At 54.1% G+C, this 24,234-nt stretch carries 24 protein-coding genes and 4 tRNA genes; 14 read left to right on the top strand and 14 right to left on the bottom strand.

What is annotated here, in order from left to right:
• Positions 1–73: 73 nt before the first annotated feature.
• From AC4EYZ_RS25070 to AC4EYZ_RS25090, 5 genes are all read right to left on the bottom strand, one after another.
• A tRNA-His gene (locus AC4EYZ_RS25070) sits at positions 74–148 on the bottom strand.
• 34 nt (positions 149–182) lie between these two features.
• A tRNA-His gene (locus tag AC4EYZ_RS25075) sits at positions 183–257 on the bottom strand.
• Between the two features lie 76 nt (positions 258–333).
• Positions 334–410: transfer RNA gene (locus AC4EYZ_RS25080), tRNA-Arg, on the bottom strand.
• A 92-nt stretch (positions 411–502) separates the two neighbouring features.
• Positions 503–579 (bottom strand) — tRNA-Pro (locus tag AC4EYZ_RS25085).
• 36 nt (positions 580–615) lie between these two features.
• Entirely contained in the window at positions 616–774 is a 159-nt protein-coding gene (locus AC4EYZ_RS25090) for a hypothetical protein (protein ID WP_022523505.1), read from the bottom strand.
• 14 nt (positions 775–788) lie between these two features.
• Between AC4EYZ_RS25090 and folD the strand changes: the two genes are divergently transcribed.
• Positions 789–1,661, top strand: a complete 873-nt coding sequence (folD, locus tag AC4EYZ_RS25095) for a bifunctional methylenetetrahydrofolate dehydrogenase/methenyltetrahydrofolate cyclohydrolase FolD (RefSeq protein ID WP_009286677.1) — start codon at positions 789–791, stop codon at positions 1,659–1,661.
• A gap of 38 nt (positions 1,662–1,699) precedes the next feature.
• Positions 1,700–2,407, top strand: coding sequence for a 5'-methylthioadenosine/S-adenosylhomocysteine nucleosidase (gene mtnN / locus AC4EYZ_RS25100; protein ID WP_009286676.1), 708 nt, complete (start codon positions 1,700–1,702; stop codon positions 2,405–2,407).
• A 69-nt stretch (positions 2,408–2,476) separates the two neighbouring features.
• Here mtnN and pyrC read toward each other — a convergent pair whose 3' ends face one another.
• Positions 2,477–3,514 carry a dihydroorotase gene (pyrC, locus tag AC4EYZ_RS25105; protein ID WP_027959405.1) on the bottom strand — a complete coding sequence of 346 codons (1,038 nt, stop codon included), beginning with the start codon at positions 3,512–3,514 and terminating at the stop codon, positions 2,477–2,479.
• A gap of 224 nt (positions 3,515–3,738) precedes the next feature.
• Between pyrC and AC4EYZ_RS25110 the strand changes: the two genes are divergently transcribed.
• The 3 genes from AC4EYZ_RS25110 to AC4EYZ_RS25120 are packed head-to-tail and all read left to right on the top strand — an operon-like array spanning position 3,739 to position 6,017.
• Positions 3,739–4,155 (top strand): hypothetical protein, encoded by a 417-nt coding sequence (locus tag AC4EYZ_RS25110; RefSeq protein WP_022523508.1) that lies wholly within the window; start codon positions 3,739–3,741, stop codon positions 4,153–4,155.
• A 7-nt stretch (positions 4,156–4,162) separates the two neighbouring features.
• Positions 4,163–5,434 carry an ATP-binding protein gene (locus AC4EYZ_RS25115; protein ID WP_027959404.1) on the top strand — a complete coding sequence of 424 codons (1,272 nt, stop codon included), beginning with the start codon at positions 4,163–4,165 and terminating at the stop codon, positions 5,432–5,434.
• A 43-nt stretch (positions 5,435–5,477) separates the two neighbouring features.
• The gene (locus AC4EYZ_RS25120; protein WP_009286672.1) at positions 5,478–6,017 is read left to right on the top strand and encodes a response regulator transcription factor; all 540 of its coding nucleotides are present in this window, start codon (positions 5,478–5,480) and stop codon (positions 6,015–6,017) included.
• A 61-nt stretch (positions 6,018–6,078) separates the two neighbouring features.
• On the opposite strand, the gene AC4EYZ_RS25125 is transcribed toward AC4EYZ_RS25120, so the two are convergent.
• Positions 6,079–6,852, bottom strand: coding sequence for a 3-hydroxybutyrate dehydrogenase (locus AC4EYZ_RS25125; RefSeq protein ID WP_022523510.1), 774 nt, complete (start codon positions 6,850–6,852; stop codon positions 6,079–6,081).
• A 73-nt stretch (positions 6,853–6,925) separates the two neighbouring features.
• Positions 6,926–7,351, bottom strand: coding sequence for a [NiFe]-hydrogenase assembly chaperone HybE (hybE, locus tag AC4EYZ_RS25130; RefSeq protein WP_027959403.1), 426 nt, complete (start codon positions 7,349–7,351; stop codon positions 6,926–6,928).
• Positions 7,352–7,534: 183 nt separating this feature from the next.
• Between hybE and AC4EYZ_RS25135 the strand changes: the two genes are divergently transcribed.
• Both AC4EYZ_RS25135 and AC4EYZ_RS25140 read left to right on the top strand, forming a co-directional pair.
• Complete coding sequence (locus AC4EYZ_RS25135; RefSeq protein WP_027959402.1) at positions 7,535–7,798, top strand: GrxA family glutaredoxin; 264 nt, start codon at positions 7,535–7,537, stop codon at positions 7,796–7,798.
• Positions 7,799–7,902: 104 nt separating this feature from the next.
• Entirely contained in the window at positions 7,903–8,670 is a 768-nt protein-coding gene (locus tag AC4EYZ_RS25140) for a VOC family protein (RefSeq protein WP_027959401.1), read from the top strand.
• A 93-nt stretch (positions 8,671–8,763) separates the two neighbouring features.
• Here AC4EYZ_RS25140 and AC4EYZ_RS25145 read toward each other — a convergent pair whose 3' ends face one another.
• Together AC4EYZ_RS25145 and AC4EYZ_RS25150 are read right to left on the bottom strand one after the other, a co-directional pair.
• The gene (locus AC4EYZ_RS25145; RefSeq protein ID WP_022523514.1) at positions 8,764–9,429 is read right to left on the bottom strand and encodes a CoA transferase subunit B; all 666 of its coding nucleotides are present in this window, start codon (positions 9,427–9,429) and stop codon (positions 8,764–8,766) included.
• Positions 9,430–9,492: 63 nt separating this feature from the next.
• Positions 9,493–10,191, bottom strand: coding sequence for a CoA transferase subunit A (locus tag AC4EYZ_RS25150; protein ID WP_009286666.1), 699 nt, complete (start codon positions 10,189–10,191; stop codon positions 9,493–9,495).
• Between the two features lie 164 nt (positions 10,192–10,355).
• On the opposite strand from AC4EYZ_RS25150, the gene AC4EYZ_RS25155 reads away from it, so the two are divergent.
• From AC4EYZ_RS25155 to AC4EYZ_RS25165, 3 genes are all read left to right on the top strand, one after another.
• Positions 10,356–11,252 (top strand): LysR family transcriptional regulator, encoded by an 897-nt coding sequence (locus AC4EYZ_RS25155; RefSeq protein WP_027959400.1) that lies wholly within the window; start codon positions 10,356–10,358, stop codon positions 11,250–11,252.
• Between the two features lie 106 nt (positions 11,253–11,358).
• The gene (yihG, locus tag AC4EYZ_RS25160) at positions 11,359–12,240 is read left to right on the top strand and encodes a 1-acylglycerol-3-phosphate O-acyltransferase, YihG family (protein WP_027959399.1); all 882 of its coding nucleotides are present in this window, start codon (positions 11,359–11,361) and stop codon (positions 12,238–12,240) included.
• A 116-nt stretch (positions 12,241–12,356) separates the two neighbouring features.
• Positions 12,357–13,154, top strand: a complete 798-nt coding sequence (locus AC4EYZ_RS25165; protein WP_027959398.1) for a LysM peptidoglycan-binding domain-containing protein — start codon at positions 12,357–12,359, stop codon at positions 13,152–13,154.
• Positions 13,155–13,246: 92 nt separating this feature from the next.
• Here AC4EYZ_RS25165 and gcvT read toward each other — a convergent pair whose 3' ends face one another.
• Both gcvT and AC4EYZ_RS25175 read right to left on the bottom strand, forming a co-directional pair.
• Positions 13,247–14,359: a glycine cleavage system aminomethyltransferase GcvT gene (gene gcvT / locus AC4EYZ_RS25170; protein WP_230805175.1), complete on the bottom strand. Its 1,113-nt coding sequence runs from the start codon at positions 14,357–14,359 to the stop codon at positions 13,247–13,249.
• A 123-nt stretch (positions 14,360–14,482) separates the two neighbouring features.
• Positions 14,483–15,892, bottom strand: a complete 1,410-nt coding sequence (locus AC4EYZ_RS25175; protein WP_022523519.1) for an alanine/glycine:cation symporter family protein — start codon at positions 15,890–15,892, stop codon at positions 14,483–14,485.
• 390 nt (positions 15,893–16,282) lie between these two features.
• Here AC4EYZ_RS25175 and gcvH point away from each other — a divergent pair, with 390 nt between their 5' ends.
• Together gcvH and gcvP are read left to right on the top strand one after the other, a co-directional pair.
• Positions 16,283–16,672 (top strand): glycine cleavage system protein GcvH, encoded by a 390-nt coding sequence (gene gcvH, locus AC4EYZ_RS25180; protein ID WP_022523520.1) that lies wholly within the window; start codon positions 16,283–16,285, stop codon positions 16,670–16,672.
• 103 nt (positions 16,673–16,775) lie between these two features.
• Positions 16,776–19,670 carry an aminomethyl-transferring glycine dehydrogenase gene (gcvP, locus tag AC4EYZ_RS25185; protein WP_414120263.1) on the top strand — a complete coding sequence of 965 codons (2,895 nt, stop codon included), beginning with the start codon at positions 16,776–16,778 and terminating at the stop codon, positions 19,668–19,670.
• Positions 19,671–19,734: 64 nt separating this feature from the next.
• Here the strand turns inward: gcvP and AC4EYZ_RS25190 are convergent, their stop codons facing one another.
• Complete coding sequence (locus AC4EYZ_RS25190) at positions 19,735–20,640, bottom strand: LysR family transcriptional regulator (RefSeq protein WP_009286662.1); 906 nt, start codon at positions 20,638–20,640, stop codon at positions 19,735–19,737.
• Between the two features lie 218 nt (positions 20,641–20,858).
• On the opposite strand from AC4EYZ_RS25190, the gene ppnN reads away from it, so the two are divergent.
• On the top strand, positions 20,859–22,241 hold the full coding sequence (gene ppnN / locus AC4EYZ_RS25195) for a nucleotide 5'-monophosphate nucleosidase PpnN (RefSeq protein ID WP_022523522.1): 1,383 nt from the start codon (positions 20,859–20,861) through the stop codon (positions 22,239–22,241).
• A 224-nt stretch (positions 22,242–22,465) separates the two neighbouring features.
• Positions 22,466–23,200 (top strand): sulfite exporter TauE/SafE family protein, encoded by a 735-nt coding sequence (locus AC4EYZ_RS25200; protein ID WP_233974000.1) that lies wholly within the window; start codon positions 22,466–22,468, stop codon positions 23,198–23,200.
• A gap of 121 nt (positions 23,201–23,321) precedes the next feature.
• On the opposite strand, the gene AC4EYZ_RS25205 is transcribed toward AC4EYZ_RS25200, so the two are convergent.
• A complete protein-coding gene (locus AC4EYZ_RS25205; RefSeq protein ID WP_009286659.1) occupies positions 23,322–24,158 on the bottom strand; it encodes a DUF6694 family lipoprotein in 837 nt (278 codons plus the stop codon).
• Positions 24,159–24,234: the final 76 nt, after the last annotated feature.

Here is a 24,234-nt window from a genome sequence, read left to right on the forward strand (position 1 = left end):
GGGCATACTCTCTAAAAGAAGGGGTAAACTAAAAGGAAATTAAAAATAGCAGAAGCGATATATGCTGGGGTAATGGGGTGGATGATGGGACTTGAACCCACGACCACCGGAGTCACAATCCGGGGCTCTACCACTGAGCTACACCCACCACAACCTAAAACTGGAAACGCAAATATTGTCACTGGGGTGGATGATGGGATTTGAACCCACGACCACCGGAGTCACAATCCGGGGCTCTACCCCTGAGCTACACCCACCAAAGACAATCTTACGTAGAACAAATAGCATGCGCTTGAAGATATGATTCTGACAGGTTGTTACCACTGAATTAGGTGGCACGCCCAGCAGGAATCGAACCCGCAACCTACGGCTTAGAAGGCCGTTGCTCTATCCGGTTGAGCTATGGGCGCACATATAGTATTCATATAATACGAATACCGATGAGCACTAGACCACAACTGCAGCTTGGAAAAGCAAACTACTACCTTTCATGCTAAGTGATTGGTCGGGATGGAGGGATTCGAACCCCCGACATCCTGCTCCCAAAGCAGGCGCGCTACCAGACTGCGCTACATCCCGATTTTTATCACCTTAGACGCTACCGTGCTGCCCGTCTCAAGCGAGGCATATATTACTATTTTTAATTTTAAAGTCAACCATTAAAGTGATTGTTCGTGAAGGCGCTTTGCCTGGATGCTCCAGCGTGCGAAAATTACCGCCTTTAAAGCGCTGTGGCTTGAGCGCTTTAATGCCTAGGCTATTTTTAACATTCACAGGGACTCCATTACATGACCGCCCAACTAATCGATGGCAAAGCCATCGCTGCTACTGTCCGCCAACAGGTTGCCGAAAAGATCGCTGCACGCCGTCAAACCGGCGGACGGGCACCGGGACTAGCCGTGGTTGTGGTCGGGGACGATCCCGCCTCTCATGTGTATGTCAGCAATAAGCACCGCGCCTGCGAACAAGCTGGCATTCTCTCCTTTCAGCATGCCCTACCCGCTACAACCTCACAGCATGAACTGGAAGCCCTGGTTGATCAGCTCAACAGCGACCCGACCGTTGATGGCATCTTGGTTCAACTGCCACTGCCCAAGCATCTCGATGCCGAGCCCATTTTAGAGCGTATTCTGCCTGGCAAAGACGTCGATGGGTTTCACCCCTACAACATTGGCCGCTTAGCGCAGCGTATGCCCGCCCTACGCCCCTGCACGCCGAAAGGAATCATGACCCTACTGGCACAGAGCGATATTGCGCTACGCGGCTTAGATGCCACCGTTGTGGGCGCCTCTAACATTGTAGGCCGCCCTATGGCGCTGGAGCTGATGCTGGCAGGCTGTACCACCACCGTATGTCACCGTTTTACCCGCAACCTTGAAGATCACGTAAGCCGCGCCGACATCCTGGTCGTGGCCGTCGGCAAGCCGGGTATTGTGAAAGGCGAATGGATTAAGCCGGGCGCTATCGTGATCGACGTAGGCATCAATCGTCAGGAGGATGGCACGTTAAAAGGCGATCTTGATTTTGCCACCGCCGCCGAACGCGCCAGCTTTATCACCCCCGTACCTGGCGGCGTGGGGCCGATGACCGTAGCTACTCTGCTGGAAAATACCCTTGAAGCCGCCGAGAAGCACGATTTAGCTCCCCTAGAGCACGCCTGAGTTAAACAACACCACTTTTAATGTAGGAGCATGGCGCAGTGAAGCGTATTGGTATTATTGGCGCAATGGCGCAGGAAGTGAGCACCTTGGTGAGTCAGTTGGACAATCCCCAACGCTACGAGCACGCGGGTTTTGTCTTCCATACCGGCACGCGTTACGGCCTTGAGGTCATTGTGCTGCAGTCAGGGATTGGTAAGGTCAATGCCGCAGTAGGCACGGCTATTTTATTAGAGCGCCATCAGCCCGATGCCATTATCAATACCGGTTCCGCCGGTGGCTTTGCCGCCGATTTAGCCATTGGCGATGTAATCATTTCAGACGAAGTACGCCATCACGACGTCGACGCCGTGGTATTTGGCTACGAGATAGGCCAAGTGCCAGGGATGCCCGCCGCCTACTTGGCCGACAAATCGCTGCGAGAGGTGGCGCGTAATGCCATCGCCTCGTTAGGTGAAGTCCAGGTACGCGAAGGCTTGATCGCCACCGGTGACGCCTTTATGGCTGACCCTGCAAGGGTAGACGCTACCCGTGCCCAGTTCCCTAGCATGCTTGCGGTAGAGATGGAGGGCGCAGCCATTGCTCAAACGTGCCACCTCTACCAGTGCCCCTTCGTGGTGATCCGCGCGCTCTCTGACATTCCTGGCAGTGGCGACAACCACCTCTCCTTCGATGAATTTCTGGAAGTGGCCGCCGACCACTCATCGCGCATGGTTGACCAAATGCTTAAGCAACTTGGCAACGTCTAACAGGGCTTACTAAGCGCTTGGAGCCGTCGACCGTTAAAGCGTCGACGGTTCTTGTTAAGACCTGGCTTGTTAAGACCTAACCGCCCAGTTAAGCGTCTCCCCCGCCAGCAATGGAATAATGTTCTCTCCCTGAGCGTAAGGATAACTCTCCGGCAGTGTCCAACCCCGTCGCTCTAGCGTAATGGTGTCTGCGTTAGCCGATAACCCATAAAAACGCGGCCCATTCAGGCTGGCGAAGGCTTCCAACTTATCCAGGGCACCCATTTCATCGAAGGCGGTGGCGTAAAGCTCAATGGCCGCGGGGGCAGTATAGGCACCGGCACAGCCGCAGCTTGACTCTTTAGCCCCCTGGGAGTGGGGCGCGCTATCGGTGCCCAAAAAGAACTTATGGCTACCGCTGGTGGCTGCTTTAAGCAGCGCCTGGCGATGCTGCTCACGCTTTAGAATGGGCAGGCAGTAGTAGTGAGGACGAATCCCACCCACCAGCATCTTATTGCGGTTAAACAGCAGGTGATGCGCAGTAATGGTGGCGGCCACATTATCCGGTGCCTGGGCAACAAACTCTGCGGCTTGCTGGGTGGTGATATGCTCACACACTACTCTCAGCGCCGGATGGCGTTCCAGCAGCGGTTTTAGCACTGTTTCAATAAACACCGCTTCGCGATCAAAAATATCGATCTCAGCATGGGTGACTTCACCGTGCACCAAAAGTGGCATGCCAACCTTAGCCATCATTTCGATAGTGGCGTCACAGTGGGCCAAATCGGTCACCCCTGAATCGGAGTTAGTCGTGGCACCCGCCGGGTAAAGCTTCACCGCTTTGACAATGCCACTTTGTGCCGCGCGCTCGATCTCTTCCGGTGGAGTTGTATCGGTGAGATAGAGCACCATTAAGGGCTCGAAGGTACTGCCCGCTGGCAAGGCAGCAAGAATACGCTGACGATACTCAAGCGCCTGGGCCGTAGTGGTAACCGGCGGGGTGAGATTGGGCATAATGATCGCCCGCCCCATCTGCGCTGCGGTATGGCCTACCACCGCGTTGAGCGCCTCATCGTCGCGCAAGTGAAGGTGCCAGTCATCGGGGCGGGTCAGTGTTACAGTGTCCACGGCATGTCCTGTAGTGGTGTTAAGTCGGGTAAAATACGCCATGTACAGTATACGCAATTGCGCGATGGGATAAATCCGCTCCTCAAGTGCCCACACCCCAGCCCAAGTATCGTATTATGGCGGCGCTGTTTTAGAGACACAGCTCTTTCAAGATCCAGATCTAACGGTTAGTTTTTGCAGTCGTTTATAAAAGTTAGTTTTTGACGCTAAGGATTCGGTTGTTTATGCAGAACGTGCGCCGCTATGCGGATATTATTGCCAGCCTGGAAGGATTGATGTGGCTAAGCCTCGCTTGGTCGATTTCGCTCTCCGTTCATATCGGCAGCACAGAACCCACTCTTGCTAGCTTATTGGTGATTGGTGCTCTAGTGGTTTTCTGCTGGGCTCATCGGCCACTGCGTTACCTGTTGCGCCGCTACCATATTCGCAAGCGGCGCACCGATATGTGGATCCATACCCTGGCTCTGCCGTTGCTGCTGGCGATGTTCCTCCACATCATGCTTGAAGCGTTATTGGGTAGCGCCTGGTTGCCGCCTAAAATGCTGCTGTTCAATATATTGGCATCGGCTGGCTGGACAACCTACGTGATGACCCTGTTGATTAAATCTGTCATTCATGGCTTTAAAGCCAAAACCAAGTAAGCCCATCATGCCGACTGCCCTACCCCTCCCGCTTTCTACACCCAACCGTAACTTGGTGCGACTGACTATTGTGCGCGGCATCACCTGGACGGGTTTTTTACTGGCGATTGTGGTGGGCGTTGAACTGCTCGCCTTCGATTTACCGGTGACCGCCGTGGTGAGCGTGGTCATTTCAATGGGCGTACTCAATATTGCCACTTGGTGGCGCCTGGGCCGTCCCCGCGCGGTGACGCACCTTGAGTATTTGCTGCATTTACTTGCCGATATCACCGGCTTAACACTACTGTTCTATTTCTCGGGCGGTTCCACCAACCCTTTTATTACCTACTACCTGGTGCCGGTTACCATCGCCGCCGCCACCCTGCCCTGGCGCCATGCCTGGATCATCGCCGCATGCTCCATGGCGGGCTATACCTTTTTAATGTTCTCCTACCACCCCATCCCGCAACTGGGCCATATCAACAGTGATAGCCCCTTGAGCCTGCATATACTAGGCATGTGGCTTAACTTTGGCCTCTCTGCGGGGCTGGTAACCTTTTTTATCTACAAAATGGCTCACGCGCTGCGTAGCCGTGATCAGGCGCTCTCCCGCACTCGGGAAGCGGCCCTGCGCAATGAGCAGGTGTTGGCGGTCGCAACCCAGGCCGCGGGCACTGCCCACGAACTGGGCACACCACTCTCTACCATGGCAGTCCTCCTCAAAGAGATGCAGGCCGATGCCCCCGCCGATTCGACGCTTGATCAGGACATTAACTTATTGCGCCAGCAGGTCGACGTATGCAAATCACGTCTACAAAATTTGGTCTCCAATGCTGACCGGCGGCGTATGGCAGAACCCGAAGTGCTCGATGCAGAAGTGTGGTTAGCGGGGGTTGTTCAGCGCTGGTTGGTGCTCCGTCCTGATGTGAGCCATCAGTTCGATGTGGCAGAGAAACGCGGAAGACCTTGGCTGGCCGTCGATGCCACGCTCGACCAAGCATTGACCAATTTGCTCAATAACGCCGCTGACGCCAATCCTGAGCACATTGCCATACGCTTAGACTGGCAGAGTGAGAGCGTGGTGATCGATATTCGTGACCATGGCCCAGGTGTCGCCATGTCGATCGCCGACCAGTTGGGTGAGACGTTTATTTCGACTAAAAGCAAAGGCATGGGCATCGGCTTGTTTTTAACCCATGCCACCATCAATCGCTTTGGTGGTGGTGTAAGCCTGTATAATCACCCGGAAGGGGGTACGCTAACGGAAGTCACGCTGCCCCGCTGCGCAGCGCCAACTTAATCGCGCCCGCCCCAAGCACCGCCAGTTATGGATTGAGGACAACATGCAAACGCGAGAGCAACGCCTGCTAATCATAGATGACGATGAAATGTTTTGTCATGTGCTGAACCGTGCCCTTACGCGCCGCGGTTACGACGTTATAGTTGCCCACGATGCCGAGCAGGCCCTGACCATGGCCGCGCAGCATTCACCCACCATGGCGACCCTTGATTTAAAACTGGAAAACAGCTCAGGTTTAAAACTGCTTCCGGAGCTGCTTGCCACCGTGCCCCAGTGTCGCATTGTGGTGCTGACCGGCTACTCCAGCATTGCCACCGCAGTGGAGGCGATTAAGCTCGGCGCGGTTAACTACCTGTGTAAGCCGGTGGATGCCGACGATGTATTAACCGCATTCGAGCGCCAAAGCGGTGACCCGGATATTGAGCTTGCAGACAATCCGCCATCGATTAACCGCATCACCTGGGAGCATATTCAGAAAGTGCTGCAGGAGCACGACGGCAATATATCCGCCACCGCACGAGCGCTGGGCATGCACCGCCGCACCCTGCAGCGCAAACTACAAAAACGCCCCGTACGTCGTTAAAGCCTGCAACAAAGCACCCCGCCAACCACATCAAGGTCACTGGCGGGGCCAAACTGATTAATTAATGCGCCGTCCAGCCTAAATCGATATTAAAGCTTGAGCCAGTCACAGCACCGGCTGCGTCGGATGCCAGATAAGCGACTAATTGCGCCACCTCTTCAGGTTCGATCAAGCGCTTGATGGCCGCCTGTTTGAGCATGACTTTCTCGATGACCTCCTGCTCATCCATACCGTGCAATTTAGCCTGGTCGGCGATTTGGTTGTCCACTAACGGGGTTTTCACATAGGCAGGACATACCGCATTCGCGGTGATGCCTTGTTCACCGCCCTCTAGCGCCGCCGTTTTGGTCAAACCAATCATGCCGTGTTTGGCACTGATGTACGCCGCCTTCCCTGGTGAAGCCACCTGAGCGTGTATCGAGGCCACGTTAACGATGCGTCCCCAACCCTTTTCACGCATATGCGGCCAAGCCGCCTGTGTTAGTAAGAAAGGCGCCGTTAGCATCAAGTCCATAATCTGACGCCACTTTTCCTCGGGGAAGGTCTCAATCGGGGCAACGTGCTGAATCCCAGCGTTATTGACCAATATATCAACACCGCCAAAGCGCTTGACCGCATCCGCCACCGCCGCACGGCAGGCGTCGGGATCGGTTAGATCCGCCTCAAAGAACGCCGCGCCGGATTTTTCAGCGACCGCCTTACCCGCCGGATTAAAATCGACGGCAAGCACTTGATGACCTAATTCGCAAAAGTGCTTAACCACAGCGGCACCGATCCCGCTGCTAGTACCGGTTACCAGCGCAACTCGCGGTGTTGTAACGGCTTGGGAAGTCATGGGTAATTTCCTTTTTCACTGCGTGGATGGAAGATACTGTTTGTAGAAATCCTGACAGTATAGCTGGCTGCACTTAGGCGTTGAGCTCTTCATCGGGTTGCATTAAACGCGCCATCATTTGCTGCGCCAGCCTTGCGGCCTCCTGCATGCTCTCCAGCTCGCTTAAATCTCGCAAAATGGCGCGCTTATAGAGTCCGTAGCCGCCTGGCAAGCGCTCAAGAGATAGTGGGTATGTGCCTGAAGGCAGAGAAAGCGTAAGCGTATCCGCCAGAGTCTCGGTCAGCAGGGAGTGGTCAGGCACTGCAACCAGCCACAGCTCGCAGGGCGTAATCAACGCCCCCACCATGTGCTTAGCGCCATGATGCTGGAAGCATAGCGCATCAACCCCTAAACGCGGGTTCCAGTCACTTTTTCGTTTAATGGATGGCAAGTGCCTATCTCGGTACGCTTTCGACAGATCAGTAAGAAAGGTGTATTCGTCAGCGGTGAGCGTTTGCATAGGCTTGTTGGTTTTCCCAGGTGATAACGGACATTAATGGTTCGTGTAGCGAGCTACTATTGGCGAAACGAGCTCTGCTCAGCCACAATGGGCGCGAATTTATCGCTTAGCCAAACGGCTATTTACCCTTCAGTTACTGTCTACCTGATAACTTACTCAGTTTATCGTAAAGGAGCACCACCTATGTTCGTGGTTATTTTTGGTCGGATGTCATGTCCTTTCTGCGTACGCGCAAAACAGCTGGCCGAGCATTTGGAAAAAGTCGGAAAAATTGAAGGCTATCGCTATGTGGATATGCCCTCTGAAGGCGTCACTAAAGAAGATATCGCCAAAACAGCGGGTAAACCCATTCACACTGTCCCGCAGGTATTTGTCGATCAAACCCATGTAGGCGGCTTTACTGAATTTGATCGGTTTGTCCGCGATCAACAGCTACTTGCCGTTTAACCGCTCGTTAATAGCCGTTGAACCCTTGCTTACCCCGCTTGCCTATACTGAGCAGTTATTTAATGGCTCACGCTAGGTGTGCCACTTTAGGCAAGGAGTTCACCATGCAGCGTCAGGAGTTCGTTCAGCAGCTGTGGCTTGACTATGTACATACCCATCCCGACATCGGCGCCCTTAGACTTTGGCCACTATCAACGGCGGCTGAATATTTAACGCTGGTAACGCTCAATTACGGGCCCTTTGCCGCTGCCGCGCTTACCGGCAATTTAGCTCATATGGGCTATCGCGTCATGGGCCATTACGCCATGGCCGATAAAGGCCTATTGGTGCAACTACTCGCGCCAAGCGACGGCAGTAGTTGGCTGGTGCTGGCAGAACTGCAAATAGGCACATTGTCCAAGGCGCCCCGGGAAGCCATTGAAGGGCTGGTGCAACAATCTCACCCTCAGGATTGCAAGGGGCATAATTTGCTCTGCCGCGGTCGCCCCTGGCCGATGCCTAGCTGGGCGCTTTATCAACAGCTACAGCAAGCTCACCCCTTGGCTGCCTGGATAGCGGTGATGGGCCCTCGATTGCATCACGCTGGCTTTGATTGTGGGCAGTTGGGGGAACCCTTGAAAACGCTGGATCAACGCCTAAGTGAAGTGGGCATGCCAAGCCTTGAGGGCCAGCAAAACGGTGTCTTCACGGTATCATCACTGCTTGATCACCGCTTCTACCCCACCACACCACAGAAAACAGTCTTCGCCAATGGCGATGAACATCGCCTCTGCCTAGGCGGCCTGGCGTTAGCCCAAAAGCACGTTGAAGATAATCACGAGCGTATTGCCGATTTACTGCTACCCCACCATACGCGCTGTGAAATGGCCTGAGACGCTAGCAGTAATGGCGCTAGCGTCTCACTGTGCAGTTTATTTAACCCTCTAACCTTCGGCTGTTTATCATTCGGGCTAATGGGAGCGTACTTACTCGGCATCAAACGTCATTTCGGGAACATGGTCAGGCACAATCAGCTTGCCCGCCGTCTTCTCGACGATTTCCTCAACGCTTACGCCCGGAGCGCGCTCCTTGAGAATAAAGGCACCGTCTTTGATTTCAAGATAAGCTAAATCTGTCAACACGCGGTTAATGCAGCCTGCGCCGGTCAGCGGTAGTTCGCATTTTTCCAATAGCTTGGATTCGCCGTGCTTAGAGGCATGGGTCATAGTGCAAATGATATTGTCGGCACCGGCAACGAGATCCATGGCACCGCCCATGCCTTTGATCAACTTCCCTGGAATCATCCAGGACGCGATATTGCCCTGCTGATCCACCTCGAAAGCCCCCAGCACGGTGAGATCCACGTGGCCACCACGAATCATCGCAAATGATTCTGCGGAAGAAAAAATCGCTGCGCCTGGGCGCGCCGTCACCGTCTCTTTACCCGCATTAATCATATCTGGATCAAGTTCGTCTTCGGTGGGGTAGCGGCCCATCCCCAGCAGACCGTTCTCGGATTGCAGCATGACATCGATGCCATCCGGAATATAGTTGGCAACCAGGGTGGGAATACCAATGCCCAGGTTGACGTAAAAACCATCTTGAAGTTCGCGGGCGACACGCTGAGCCATCTGTTCTCGTGTTAAAGCCATGGTGACTTCCTCTTGTTGAATCGTTAAATGAGAAGCTAGTGTTGCGTTTGAAGGCGCGGCGTATTAGCTGCGCACCGTGCGTTTCTCTATCCGCTTTTCAAACGTGCCTTGAATAATCCGATCCACATAAATTCCTGGGGTATGGATCTGGCTAGGCTCAAGCTCACCCGGTTCAACGATCTCTTCAACTTCCACCACGGTAATTTTCCCCGCCGTGGCGGCCATGGGGTTAAAATTCTGCGCCGTATGGCGATACATTACATTGCCATAGCGATCCGCCTTCCAGCCTTTCACTATGGCAAAATCACCTACAATGGCTTCTTCTAAAATACAGTGTCGGCCATTAAACTCGCGAACCTCTTTCCCCTCACCAATCGGCGTGCCGTAACCGGTAGCGGTGTAAAAGGCGGGAATACCAGCGCCGCCTGCGCGCATTTTTTCCGCCAATGTGCCTTGAGGCGTTAACACCACTTCAATCTCATCGTTGAGCATTTGCTTCTCAAACAGGGCATTCTCACCTACGTAAGAGGCCAGAATCTTACTGATTTGGCGGTCTTCAAGCAGTATTCCCAAGCCAAAACCATCGACACCGCAATTATTGGATACCACGGTAAGGTCAGTGACGCCGCGTCGCTTGATCTCGGCAATCAGGTTTTCGGGAATACCGCAGAGCCCGAAGCCACCGGCGATGACGGTCATACCGCTTTCGATGCCTTCCATAGCCTCTTCGTAGGAAGCTACACGCTTATCGAATCCTGCCATTGTTGTGCCTCACATTGTTGTTGATGATCAGTATTATCGTAGATGAGTGCTGTCAAAAATTCGCGAACTGAAGCTTACGATAGTGCCAGTGTTGTGCGAGATGATATATTTGTTAAGTTTGTTTTTCTTATCAATTTATTTTTTAAACTTATAAAAGGTACTTTATGACCGTCAAACAGCTGCGCGCCTTTCTGGCGGTCGCCCAAACCCTCAGCTTTACTCAAGCCTGCGAGCGCCTGCATTTATCCCAACCAGCGCTAAGCCTGGCGATTAAAGGCCTGGAAGAGTCCCTGGGTGGCAAACTGCTGATTCGTAGCACCCGCAGCGTCAGATTAACCCCAGAAGGCGAGTCGCTACTACCGCTAGCCAAACATCTGCTGGCCCAGTGGGACAATACCGAGGAGCGTTTGCGCCAGCGCTTCACCCTCCAGCTGGGGCGCCTCAGCGTGGCGGCGATGCCCGCCTTTGCCGGTAACTTACTCCCTGCGGCGCTGGTTAAATTTCGCCAACAGTACCCCAAAATCAACATAACCGTGCACGATGTCATCAACGAGGAGGTTACCGCCATGGTGCGCTCCCGACAGGTAGAGATGGGGATCGCTTTTTCTCCGGAGGGTACCGGCAGCCTGCTCTTTACGCCGCTGTTTGAAGACCATTTTGTGGCGGTCGTGCCGACTGGCTCTCCGTTAACCCAGAGCACCCAGCTCGCCTGGTCGACGCTGCTAAGCCACGATTTCATTACTCTTCAGCGCCCCTCCATGGTACGTCGTTTATTGGAACAGGAGCTGAGCAAACAGGATATGGAGCTCACTGTGGCCTTTGAAAGCCACCAGCTTTCTACCGTAGGGAGGATGGTTGCCGACGGCCTGGGCGTCAGCGCTGTGCCTTCCATGTGCATTCGTCAAATGCATGAACTGGGCGCTCGCTGCATACCGCTGACAGCGCCCGCTATCTCCTGCCGGGTCGGCATTTTGACTCACCAAGAGCTCTCCGTAGCCGCCCATGCACTGCGCACCGTTCTCTTGAACACCGTCCAAGCCCCTTCACTGCCGCTCGTCTAAAACATCATCAAGCTAATGAATTGCTGTAGGTTTCTGCTGGGCAGCGTGGCTAGGATCATTTAGCATTCAGTATTACGCTATTGGTCTGACGGTAAGGAAACGTGGTATGCCTATTTTAAAGGGGCTGATTAGCGCTCTGCTGCTAACGCTCAACACGCTGTTCTGGGGCGTACCTCTCATTCTGCTGACGCTACTTAAAGTCATTGCCCCAGGGCAGCGGCTTAAGCAGTTAGTGTTGCAGGGGCTGAATGGCGTTGCGCTTAACTGGATAGGCGTCAACCTTTGGTGGATGCGGCACTGGCTCAAACCCGTGCTACACGCCAGCGTACCTGATAATTTGAGCCCACAGCAGTGGTGGCTGGTGATATCCAACCACCGCAGTTGGACGGATATCTTTATGCTGTTGATGGCGTTGCATCGGCGTATCCCCATGCCACGTTTTTTCTTAAAACGTCAATTGATCTGGATCCCCATCGTAGGGTTGGCTTTTTGGGCGCTAGAATTTCCTTTTATGCGCCGCTTTAGCCGCGAACAAGTCGCTAAAAATCCTAAGCTGGCCACCATTGATCGAGCAGCTACCGAACGGATGTGCCAGCAGGCAAGGCTCTCGCCCATTGCGATTTTTAATTTTGTCGAGGGCACCCGCTTTTCGGTTGCCAAACGCGATGCCCAGCAGAGCCCCTACCGCCACCTATTACGCCCTAAAGCGGGCGGCATTGCCCAAGTACTTAGTCTGCTAGGCAACCAATTGGATGGTATCCTGGATGTGACGATCAGCTACGCTAACCCCTCGCCGACGTTTTGGGGCTTTTTATGCGGCAGGGAAGCGCCCATAACATTACAGGCACGGCAACTCAGCATTCCTGAGTGGATGTACGCATCAGAAAACCACGAAGAAAAGCAGCATAAGGAACGCTTCCACACATGGATCAATGCACTCTGGTTGGAAAAAGATGGCATGCTGGACAGCCGAACCGATCACGCCTAACCAGCTGGCTCACTGTTTGGCTGTTAGCGGGACTACTGACCGGCTGTTCCAGCGCTCCTCCATCGTCATCCCAGCGAGCAGCCGCCCCTAGCGCCAGCCAGATCAGTGGCAACTGGGTGCAAGTACAGCGTGGCGACACGCTGGGTAAGCTGGCGGCCCGGGCTAACGTGCCACTGGAACGCTTGGAGCGCTTTAACCCAGGTGCCGATACGCGGCGCCTGGAAATTGGGCAACGTCTATTAATTCCTACCCAGCAGGAGCGGGCACCTTCAGGTGGCCCCTACCGCTATCAAATCCGTCCTGGTGATACGTTCTCGAGCATCGCCCGACATTTTGGCACTACCAGTGGCCGCATTCAGAGTGCCAACCCTAGTGCCTCTCCCACTAATTTGAGAATTGGCCAAATAGTCAGCCTCCCCCTTAGCGGTTCAGCGGCGCGAAGTTCATCTAGAAGCTCAGCAAACAGTAGCAGCTCTTCAAGCGCTAACAAGCCTGCCGCTGCACCTACCAGCAGCGCTCCCAGTCAGGCGCTACCCTCATCAGCCAGGCGCTGGCCCTGGCCGCTGGAGGATTATCGAGTGGTTCGCCGCTTCGGGCCAGACAGCCGAGGCACCCTGCAGCCCATGCTGCTGGCTACTCAAGCTGGCGCTCAGGCTAAAGCCGTCGCCCCTGGCGAAGTACGCTTTGCCGACGGTATGCGTCAGTTGGGTGAAGTGGTGATTGTGCACCATGCCAATAACCTCCAAACCGTATACGCCCTTTGCGAGCGCATTTTGGTCGAGGTAGGCAAACAGGTTAGCGCGGGAGACCCACTTTGTGAGGTAGGTCAAAGCAGTGCCACCCAACGCTACGATCTACTCTTTGATCTGCGCCAAGGCGGCAAACCCATCGATCCCAAGCAGGTTTTGCGCTAAAACACTCGCTTGAAACCGTCCCTCGTAATACTGTCCATTATAAAGCAACGGCCCCTAGCTTAAGCAGGGGCCGCGGGTAGATGGACACGCTTCTAGCCGCGATAGTAGCCCGGCTTTACAAACGGCATGGGAGTTACCACCATAGGTAACTGTTTACCGCGTACCACCGCGAATACAGTGCTTTGCGGTGCTTCCTGCTCGCGAGTGACATAACCCATCGCCACAGGCTTACCGACGCTGGGACCAAAGCTGCCGGAGGTAACGATTCCAATCTCATTGCCTGCCTCATCCACAAGCGGCGCACCCTCACGCACCGGCGCGCGACCTTCAGCTAACAGCCCAACACGCTTGCGGGTGTGATCTTTGGCATCGACCTGATGAAGAATCACATCGGCGCCTGGAAAACCTCCCGGCCGATCACCACCACGGCGCCGGGGCTTGCCAATCGCCCAGATTAGACCTGCTTCTACCGGGGTGGTTTGCTCATCCATATCGTGGCCATACAGGCATAAACCCGCTTCCAAACGCAGCGAGTCCCGTGCTCCCAGGCCAATCGCTTCGACCTCAGGCTCAGCTAGCAGTTGCTCAGCGAAGGCTTCGCAAGCATCGGCGGCGACGGAAATTTCAAAACCATCTTCACCGGTATAGCCGCTGCGGCTCACCCAAACCTCCTGCCCAGCAATGGTGAAGCGGCCATGCTGCATAAACACAAGCTCACAGGCTTCAGGGCAAAGCCGCTGCATGACATCCCGCGCCTGAGGCCCTTGGAGCGCCAGTAAGCCACGATCCAAAGGTTCAATTGTATGGGTTGACGCCAAATTGAGGCGCAGGTGAGTCAAGTCCTGATCTTTACAGGCGGCATTCACTACCAGATAGAAGTGATCACCCGCATTGACCACCATCAGGTCGTCAATAATGCCGCCTTCTGTGTTGGTGAACAGCCCGTAACGTTGGGCACCTTTCTCAAGGCTCATCAAATCGGCAGGAATCAAGGTTTCCAGGGCTTCGGCCACGCCGTCACCGGAAACGCTGATTTGCCCCATATGGGAGACATCGAACAGCCCGCACTTTTGACGGGTGTGTTCATGTTCTTTTTTGACCCCCAGCGGATACTGCACCGGCATATCGTAGCCAGCAAAAGGTACCATCTTGGCGCCTAGCTTGAGGTGCAGCGCATGCAGTGGCGTTTGCTTTAATTCAGACATAGGGGCTTTCCTCACTTAAAAGTGTTCGCTCAAAAAAGAGAACGGGAAGCCACTGATTAAGTGCCTTCCCGACTCTCCTGTTATTCACGTTCACCTACAGCGCCGATGAACGCGCTGCGGGTATTATTGGTCGTGATCCAGTGCTTCACCCGGCAATACGTCTTTGCCGTCGAAATAGTCCTTGGTTAGCTTAAAGACTACCGGCGAAAGCAGTGCCAAGGCAATCAGGTTCGGGATCGCCATCATGGCGTTGAAGGTATCCGCCATGAGCCAGATAAAGCCCAGTTGAGCGATGGCGCCCAGCGGGATGGCCAGTACGAACAGCACCCGATAGATCATAATAGAGCGAGTGCCAAACAGGAACTGGCAGCACTTCTCACCGTAAAATGACCAGCCTAGGATGGTGGTAAAGGCAAAAATCGCCAACGCAATGGCGACAATCTGATTGCCAAAGCCAGGCAGTGCAGCGTCAAACGAAAGCGCGGTCAGCGACGCCCCCGCTTCACCCTCTTGCCAAACCGTTGAGGTCAAAATCACCAACGCAGTAATCGTGCACACAAGAATGGTATCGATAAAAGTGCCCAACATCGCGATTAAGCCTTGGCGCACTGGATTTTTGGTTTTGGCCGCCGCGTGCGCGATCGGCGCACTACCCAAACCCGCTTCGTTGGAGAAGATCCCGCGTGCCACACCAAAACGAATCGCCGCCATGACGGCGGCGCCCGCGAAACCACCTGCGGCCGCCATGGGGTTGAAGGCATAGTAGAAGATCAAACCAAAAGCTTCACCGATCTGCCCGGCATTGACGATCAATACCAACAAGCCAGCCACTACGTAGGCAATGCCCATAATCGGCACCAACTTGCCCGCCACTTTAGCAATACGCTTGATACCGCCCAGAATCACCGCGCCAGCCAGCACCATAATGACCACACCCGTGAGCCAGTGCGGCACGCCGAAGGTGGCGTCCATGGCGTCAGCAACGGAGTTGGACTGAACGGTATTGCCGATCCCGAAGGCTGCGACAGCGCCAAAAAATGAGAACAGGCCGCCCAACCATAGCCACTTTTTACCCAGGCCATTCTTGATGTAAAACATCGGCCCGCCCACGTGGTAACCAGTGCTATCGGTTTCACGATAGCGCACGGCCAGCACCGCTTCAGCAAATTTAGTGGCCATACCCACCAGTGCGGTAATCCACATCCAAAACACAGCGCCAGGGCCACCTAACGCGATGGCTGTGGCGACACCGGCAATATTACCGGTACCGATGGTCGCAGAGAGTGCGGTCATCAAGGCATTAAAAGGAGATATTTCCCCTTCGTCTCCCTCTTTGGCAGCTGCCGCTTTACCCACCCCAGGTTTCGCATCACGCCCCGCCCACATTAGCTTGAAGCCCATGCCGAGCTTTCTAATCGGCATCAGTTTCAAGCCAAGCTGCAGGTAGATCCCCACACCGAGTAGCAGAATCAACATGACGGGCCCCCAGACCACGCCGTTGATCGCCCCTAAGAGGCTAGTTAATGCTTCCATGTTCATCTCCTCGCTTTGTTGGTATGCAATATTGGTGTGTATTATTGGCTTGTTGCGATTACGGGCTAGTCCTAACGACGCTATTGTTGGTTAGCGCACGATTTGAATGTTTTACACCATAAACTTAGCTAGCATCTAGGGTGATGTCGCTTGTGCATAGAGGATACCGCTTTTTTCATAACCCGATCTTCTGCACAAACCCGGCGAAAAGTAGCTGAACCGATAACGCCACCAAGCAAGCTTTGAAGCAACGAAGAAATTTGTTTCCGATTGGAAACACGTTAACATGCTTGCTTATTCGCTCGATCTACCCCAGTCACTAGTCGCCAAGGCGAACGACAACCGCTAGTATGCTCGGGCCCAGAAAACTGTTTCATATAGGAAAACACCATGAGCAATCTTCCTACCAATCTTCGTTACGCAGAAAGCCACGAGTGGGTGCTGGATAATAAGGACGGCACCGTAACCGTGGGTATAACTGATCACGCCCAGCAGGCGCTCGGCGATGTCGTGTTTGTTGAACTGCCTGAAGTGGGAACAGCGCTGAACAAAGGGCAAGAGTTTGGCGTTATCGAATCGGTAAAAGCTGCTTCTGATCTCTACTCACCGGTTGTTGGCGAAGTCATTGAGGTCAATGACGCTCTTGAAGACGCCCCTGAAACAGTCAATGAAGCGCCTTACGAAGGTGGCTGGATTATGAAAGTGCGTTTAGACAGCGACTCACTTGATGGCCTGCTCGACGCAGATGCCTATCAAGCAACGCTAAGCGCCGACGACTAAAGGCGGTAGCTGAATCATATATTAGGGCCTGCCTTTATCCTTTATGGCAGGCTCTTCGCTTAACGCCCTGCACGGTTCTCTCTTAACGTCCGGAATCTTCTTCATGTCTCTTGAAACACGCCGTCTGGCCGAGCTGGCCGATCACGATGCTTTTATCAAACGTCATAATGGTCCAAGTCAAGATGACGTGGCCACCATGTTAAAAGCGCTCAACATGCAGCACATGGAAGATCTGATTGAACAGACCGTGCCGAGCGATATCCGTCTTGGCCGTGAGCTAGCGCTTGATGAACCGCGTAGCGAATCAGAGGCGCTAGAGTACCTAGCGCAGCTCGCGCGCCAGAACCGCGTGGCTAAGAGCTATATTGGCCAGGGCTATTACGGCACCCATATGCCCGCGGTGATTCAGCGCAACGTATTGGAAAACCCAGGCTGGTACACGGCCTACACCCCCTACCAGCCGGAGATTTCTCAAGGACGCCTGGAAGGCTTGCTTAACTTCCAGCAGGTGGTCATGGATTTAACCGGCATGGAGCTGGCTAATGCGTCGCTGCTCGACGAAGCCACCGCTGCCGCCGAAGCCATGGCGCTGTGTAAGCGTGGTAATAAGAAAAGCAAATCCAACGCTTTTTTCGTCGCCGACGATGTTTTCCCGCAAACGCTGGATGTCGTTAAAACCCGTGCCGAGTTCTTTGGCTTTGAGCTGATCACCGGCCCTGCAGAAGAGTTGGCCAGCCACGATGTGTTTGGAGCCCTGGTTCAGTACCCCTCTGCCAGTGGTGAAGTGCGCGATCTGGCACCGCTATTAAGCGCCGCGGCTGAGCGCAATATAATGACCTGCGTGGCCAGCGATCTTTTGAGTCTGGTGCTGCTTAAAGAACCCGGCCAGCTGGGCGCGGATATTGTGGTGGGCAACTCCCAACGCTTTGGCGTACCCATGGGCTTTGGTGGCCCTCACGCGGCGTTCTTTGCTACATCCGACAAGCTCAAGCGCTCAATTCCTGGGCGTATCATCGGCGTATCAAAAGATAGCCGTGGCAACACCGCCCTGCGCATGGCAATGCAGACCCGCGAGCAGCATATCCGCCGCGAGAAAGCGACGTCCAATATCTGTACCGCCCAGGCGCTTCTGGCCAACATCGCAGGCTTTTATGCCACCTATCACGGTGCAGAAGGGTTGCGCAAAATTGCCGGCCGCGTTCATCGCCTAGCCACCCTGCTTGCCGAAGGCCTTAAGCAGGCAGGCGTATCGCTCGCTCATGACAGCTGGTTTGATACGCTACGTCTGACAGGTGTTGATGCAGGTAAGATCCATGGCCGAGCCATGACCCATGATATTAATCTGCACTACTTCGGCAATGGCGATGTCGGTATTAGCCTGGATGAAACCACCACCGCCCACGATGTAGCCACATTGTTTGATGTGCTGCTGGGCGATGAGCACGGCCTTGCCGTTGCAGTATTGGACGAGCAAGTGGTAGCTAGCGGCGCTTCCGGCATTCCCGCGGCATGCCAGCGCGAAAGCGACTTCTTGAGCCATCCCACCTTTAACCGCTACCGCAGCGAAACCGAAATGCTGCGCTACTTAAAGCGTCTGGAGAATAAGGATCTGTCGCTTGCCCATGCAATGATCCCGCTCGGCTCCTGCACCATGAAGCTCAACGCCACCAGCGAAATGATCCCCGTCTCCTGGCCCTCGTTTGCGCACCTTCACCCCTTTGCACCTCGCGACCAGGTGGCTGGCTATCATCAAATGATCGACGAGCTCTCGGCCTTCCTGGTCGAAGTCACCGGTTACGATCACCTCTCGATGCAGCCTAACTCCGGCGCTCAGGGTGAATATGCTGGCCTTGTGGCAATTCGTCGTTACCAAGCGGCCCAAGGCGAAGGTCATCGCGATGTCTGCTTGATTCCAAGCTCTGCCCACGGCACCAACCCTGCCTCGGCAGCCATGGTGCAAATGAAGGTGGTGGTGGTCGAGTGCGATCAAAACGGCAATATCGACATAGCGGACTTACGCGCTAAAGCTGAACAGCATAGCGATAAGCTCTCCGCCATTATGCTGACCTACCCATCCACACACGGGGTGTTTGAAACCAGCGTACGCGAAGCGTGCAAGATCGTTCACGACAACGGTGGTCAGGTGTATATCGATGGCGCCAATATGAACGCCCAGGTAGGGTTAACCCGTCCTGGCGATTTTGGCGGCGATGTGTCTCACCTTAACCTGCACAAAACGTTCTGTATTCCCCACGGTGGCGGCGGCCCGGGCATGGGCCCTATCGGCGTGAAAGCCCACTTGGTGCCCTACGTTTCAAACCATGTGGTAACACCTATCAACGGCGTCAACACTGATAGCGGTGCAGTCTCCGCGGCTGCCTTCGGCAGTGCTTCCATTCTGCCCATTTCCTGGGCCTACATTAAGATGATGGGTGCCCGCGGGCTGCGGGAAGCTACCGAGCTTGCCATCCTAAACGCCAATTACATTGCCAAACGATTGGAAGCGGCATTCCCGATTCTATACCGCGGTCAGAACGGTACCGTTGCCCACGAATGCATAATCGATATTCGTCCGCTCAAAGCGGCCTCTGGGATTAGCGAGGAGGATATCGCCAAGCGTTTGATGGATTACGGTTTTCACGCACCAACCATGTCGTTCCCAGTGCCGGGCACGCTGATGATCGAGCCGACTGAGTCTGAGTCGCTGTATGAAATCGACCGTTTCTGCGATGCGATGATTGCCATTCGTGACGAGATCGCCCGAGTGGAGAGCGGCGAATGGCCGTTGGATAATAATCCGCTGGTCAATGCGCCACATACCCAGGCGGATCTAATGGATAGCGACTGGCAGCGGCCTTATGACCGCCAGTTGGCCGCCTTCCCGACCGCGGCTGTTCAAGCCGCTAAATACTGGCCCGCCGTTAACCGCGTCGATAACGTTTTCGGTGACCGTCAGTTAATCTGCTCCTGCCCTAGCATCGACGAATATCGCAACTAGCGGCAAAGCTGGCAAGATGTGAAGCGATAGCGCTCTAAGTAACGAAAACGCCCTTGGTGCCTAATCAATTAGACGGCATCAAGGGCGTTTTTTCTTGCAGACGCTGAGCGTGAAAACCGTCTAACAGCTTCGCGTAGCGCTTAGGCAGCACCGAGTCGCGGCGGCGCAGCAAATAGAGCACTTCATTGACCGCATTGGGCAGGTTCAACGCTTTTACCTGGCGCTGCCAAGGCGAAGTTTCCAATACCAATCGCGATACCACGCTAAAGCCCAATCCCCTGGCCACTGCATCCAGCACCATGCTGACTTCATTGGTAAAGCCTTGATGGCGGAAATGGGTCATTGAGCGAAACTCGTCGGGGTAATTGGCTCGCAGCAGTGCATTGGCATGGTTAATGCCGTCGTAATAATTGAGAAAGCCGATGCCCATTAAATCTGATAACGTGCTGCCCGCAAAATCTGCAGGCACCACCAAGCAGAGCGGTTCTTCATGCCAAATGCTGCAGCTAAGCTCAGGGTGCCGCATTGCCTCGGTGACTATCCCGATGTCATAACGCCCTTCAAGCAGGTCATTGACGATTTCGTGGTTGAACGCAAAGCTATAGTTGACCGTTAAATTGGGGTGCATTTGCTGCTGCCCCAATATATACGGATAGAACATCAGGCCAACGCTACCCGGCGAGGCAATGCGGCAGTCACCGCTATCCAAAGAGTCATCGTCTAGCCCGTGACGGAACTGTTCATGCTCAGCAAATAACTTTAAAGCGTAATCGTAAGCACGCCGCCCCGATTCGGTTAATGTAAAGCTACGCCCCTTGCGCTCTAGCAGCTCTTTATTTAAATAGTCTTCTAACTTGCGTACATGCTGGCTTACGCCCGGCTGGGTCATTTCTAAACGTTGCGCCGTACGGGTAAAACTGCCTGTTTCAACAAGCGTAATAAAAGTACGAAAATAGTGGGCATTGAACATAGTGAAGCGCCATGGTCTTTGATAACGGTCTTTAGCAGCTCTCTTTGAGAACCCGCTTTAGGCAACAGTTTAGTAACTAACAAAAAACGCTATTGCCGCCGCCCTATAAAATAGACCTCATAATAGCACACCCCGGCGAGCCAGCCGCTGCGCTGTACCCACCGCTTGGGCGTGGTAATATGCCAAGAGACATCAAACGATTAGGGACAGCCCCGCTAATGACCGAAAACGTTCAACCTCGCGCCACTCTTTCCAGCATCATTTCCCCCGAGGGGAGCCTCGAAGTACTCTCTCAGCATGAAGTTAATCGACTGCATAAAACTTCTCAAAGCGGTCTGCACGACCTTCTTCGGCGCTGTGCGTTGGCAGTACTCAATTGCGGTAATCCCAGCGACGATAGCCTGGCGATTTTAGAAGCCTATAAAGATTTCGATATTGAAGTGCTGCAGCAAGACCGCGGCATTCGCTTAAAGCTCACTAACGCCCCCGCCGAAGCCTTTGTAGATGGCCGCATGATTCGCGGTATCCGCGAGCATCTATCCTCGATCATTCGCGACATCGTTTACGTCTACAATGAGATTCAGCACCACAATCGTTTTGACCTGAGTACGGGAGAAGGCACCACCAATGCGGTCTTCCATATTCTGCGCAAAGCGGGCACGCTCAAACCCGGCCGCGACCCTAGCCTGGTGGTGTGCTGGGGCGGTCACTCTATCTCCCGGGAAGAGTACGAATATACCAAAGATGTGGGCTATCACTTGGGTCTGCGCGATTTAGATATTTGTACCGGCTGTGGCCCTGGCGCAATGAAAGGCCCCATGAAAGGCGCGAACGTTGCCCATGCCAAGCAGCGGCGTAAAGAAGGCCGCTATTTGGGTGTTTCAGAGCCCGGCATTATCGCTGCCGAAGCGCCTAACCCCATCGTCAATGAACTGGTTGTCATGCCAGACATTGAAAAACGCTTGGAAGCCTTTGTGCGCCTGGGCCATGGCATTATTGTGTTTCCTGGCGGGGTGGGCACCGCAGAAGAGATTCTCTATCTGCTGGGCATTCTGCTGCACCCCAGCAACCAGGATATTCCTTTTCCGTTAATTTTCACTGGCCCTGCTGATTCTGCGGCCTACTTTCAGAAAATTGATGAATTTCTGGTCTATACCCTCGGTGAGGATATCCGCCGTTACTACACCATCATTACCGGCGATCCGGTCTCGGTTGCACGCACCATGCGCCACGGCATCGATGAGATCGCTGAATTCCGGCGCACCCATCAGGATGCTTTCTACTACAACTGGCGATTGACCATTGCGCGCGACTTCCAGGCAACCTTTGAACCGACACACGACGCCATGCGTGGCTTAGCGCTCCACCGCCAGCAGCCTACCCATGAGCTCGCTGCTAATCTGCGCCGCGCTTTCTCGGGGATCGTCGCAGGCAACGTCAAAGAGGCTGGCATTCGAGCCATTGAAGCTCATGGCCCCTTTGTACTGACCGCAGAGCCCGAACTAATGCAACGCCTTGACGAGCTACTCACCTCGTTTGTAGCCCAAGGGCGCATGAAACTCGATGGCCAGCACTATGTGCCCTGCTATGTGCTGAAATAACAGCGTTTAGGCTCTGCCTGAAAACTGGCTGCGCTCGACCATACGGCGTTAAAAATCGGCTCAAAGTACTCATTTACACAACGTAAACTCCGTCTTTTCGCCGATTTTTGCCTTGTCTGGCCTTCGCTCGCCGACTTTTCAGACAAAACCTAATCCTGAAGAAAATCAATACGCACAGCTGCCGGTTGCGTGGCGGCTGTGCGCTAAAAAGGGCCGGTAACCTTATGCTGTTAATTGCGTTTATAGCGCTACTCGTTGCAGGTATCGTCAAAGGCGCCATCGGTTCAGGTGTCCCGGTTATTGTCGTACCCATTCTCACCATGCTGTACGACGTTCAACTCGCTATCGCTCTATTAGTCGCGCCTAACCTATTTAGTAATGCTTTACAGGTATGGCAATATCGACGCCACCTACTACCCTTGCGCTTCTTGGCAGCTTTCTCCATTGCTGGCGGGCTAGGCATCGTTCTGGGCACTTGGGGATTAGTCGTTTTATCTCCCGAAATACTGTCACTGGGTGTCGCGGGTGTGATCGTGCTTTACCTGATCATCAAAGTGATGAAACGTCGTATCGCCCTGCCTTTTAATATCGCTGCGCGACTAGTGATCCCTATTGGCCTACTCGCTGGCGTGCTTCAAGGCGCTGCAGGCATGTCGGCGCCAGCCTCGGTTACGTTTCTCAATGCGATGCAGTTGAAACGAAGCGTATTTATTGGCTCCATCTCGGTCTTCTTCGTCGCCATTACCAGTGTTCAAATACCGGCGCTTTTAAACGCGGGCATTTTAACCCTGGAACGCTTTTTGTTTAGTATTCTTGCCCTTGTGGTGATACTCGCCGCCATGCCCCTAGGCGCCCGCCTGGGTAATCGGCTGCCCCACCGCTGGTTCGATAATTTGGTTATGCTGCTGCTGGCAAGTATCGCCGGTAAAATTTTTATCGATACGCTGATGGCTGGCTAGCCCCACGGTAAGCCTTGGCTGCCATTTTTCTCACTTCAGCTAAACAGTGTTGAGATGTTTGCGCCCTATCGGATAACCGCTAGGGCGCTGTGGTTTTTGCATCGCTTACTCCACACAAGGCTCACTCCAAACGGGAGAAAGCAATGCCACCATACTCCTTCTGCAGTTGCTCAAGCCTGGCCAGTTCGTGTTCCGTTAGCTCAGGGGAGTCCCATAATGGCTGCTCATCAAGCCCTTTCAACCCTTGCAAGGTGACCGTCAGCTCTGCATCGCTGGGTATTTGAGCATTCCCCCATGGGCCAAAGCGGTTAGGCGCAAGGCTCCACTCCAGTGTTTCACCAGGCTCAATGCCACCAGGAACAACGTAGTAAAACGTTTCGTCTACCCAAGCTGCTGAGTGATCAGGGCTCGTCACCACGCCCCTCAACAGAAGCTCAGAAATGGCCTGATCCGTGTCATTGGTCACTGTAAGATCAATCACCGGTTCCGGAGCGCCATAAGGGCTTGAGCCAATGTAATAGCGAGCACTGTCAATGGTAAACCGCGCTAACTGCTGCTGATCACTGGTGGCTTTTGCACGCTTCTCTTCCAGCCGCTTTAAGGTGCGAATAGCCTGTTCGCGTTCGCGTGCCCGACGCTCGCGCAGAATTTGATCGGCACGCTGAATCACCTGATCCCCCGTTAACCCATGCATTTGCACATTGGCAGTTTCGGCGATCTCAGCGGCATTCATGCGGTGGGGGTTGAGAATATCGATACCACTAAACGACGTCGACGTGGCAATAATGATCAAGCCTTGATCAAACTCATCGCGCTTGTAGGTGGGCAAGGAGTTACGCACTTTCTCAACCGAGACAACCGACGCAGGCATGGAGCTAGTATCAATTTTGGGATCTGAGCAACCAGCTATCATGAGTACTGATAGTGATATTGCAGACAGCCTTAGCAGGCTCCACATACAATCACCTCAACGCAACCAAAAATAAAAAATTGTCGAGGAGCTTAACGGAAAGCGCTATTCACCACTAGCCCCT

The organism is Vreelandella sp. 162(4c) (assembly GCF_058152265.1).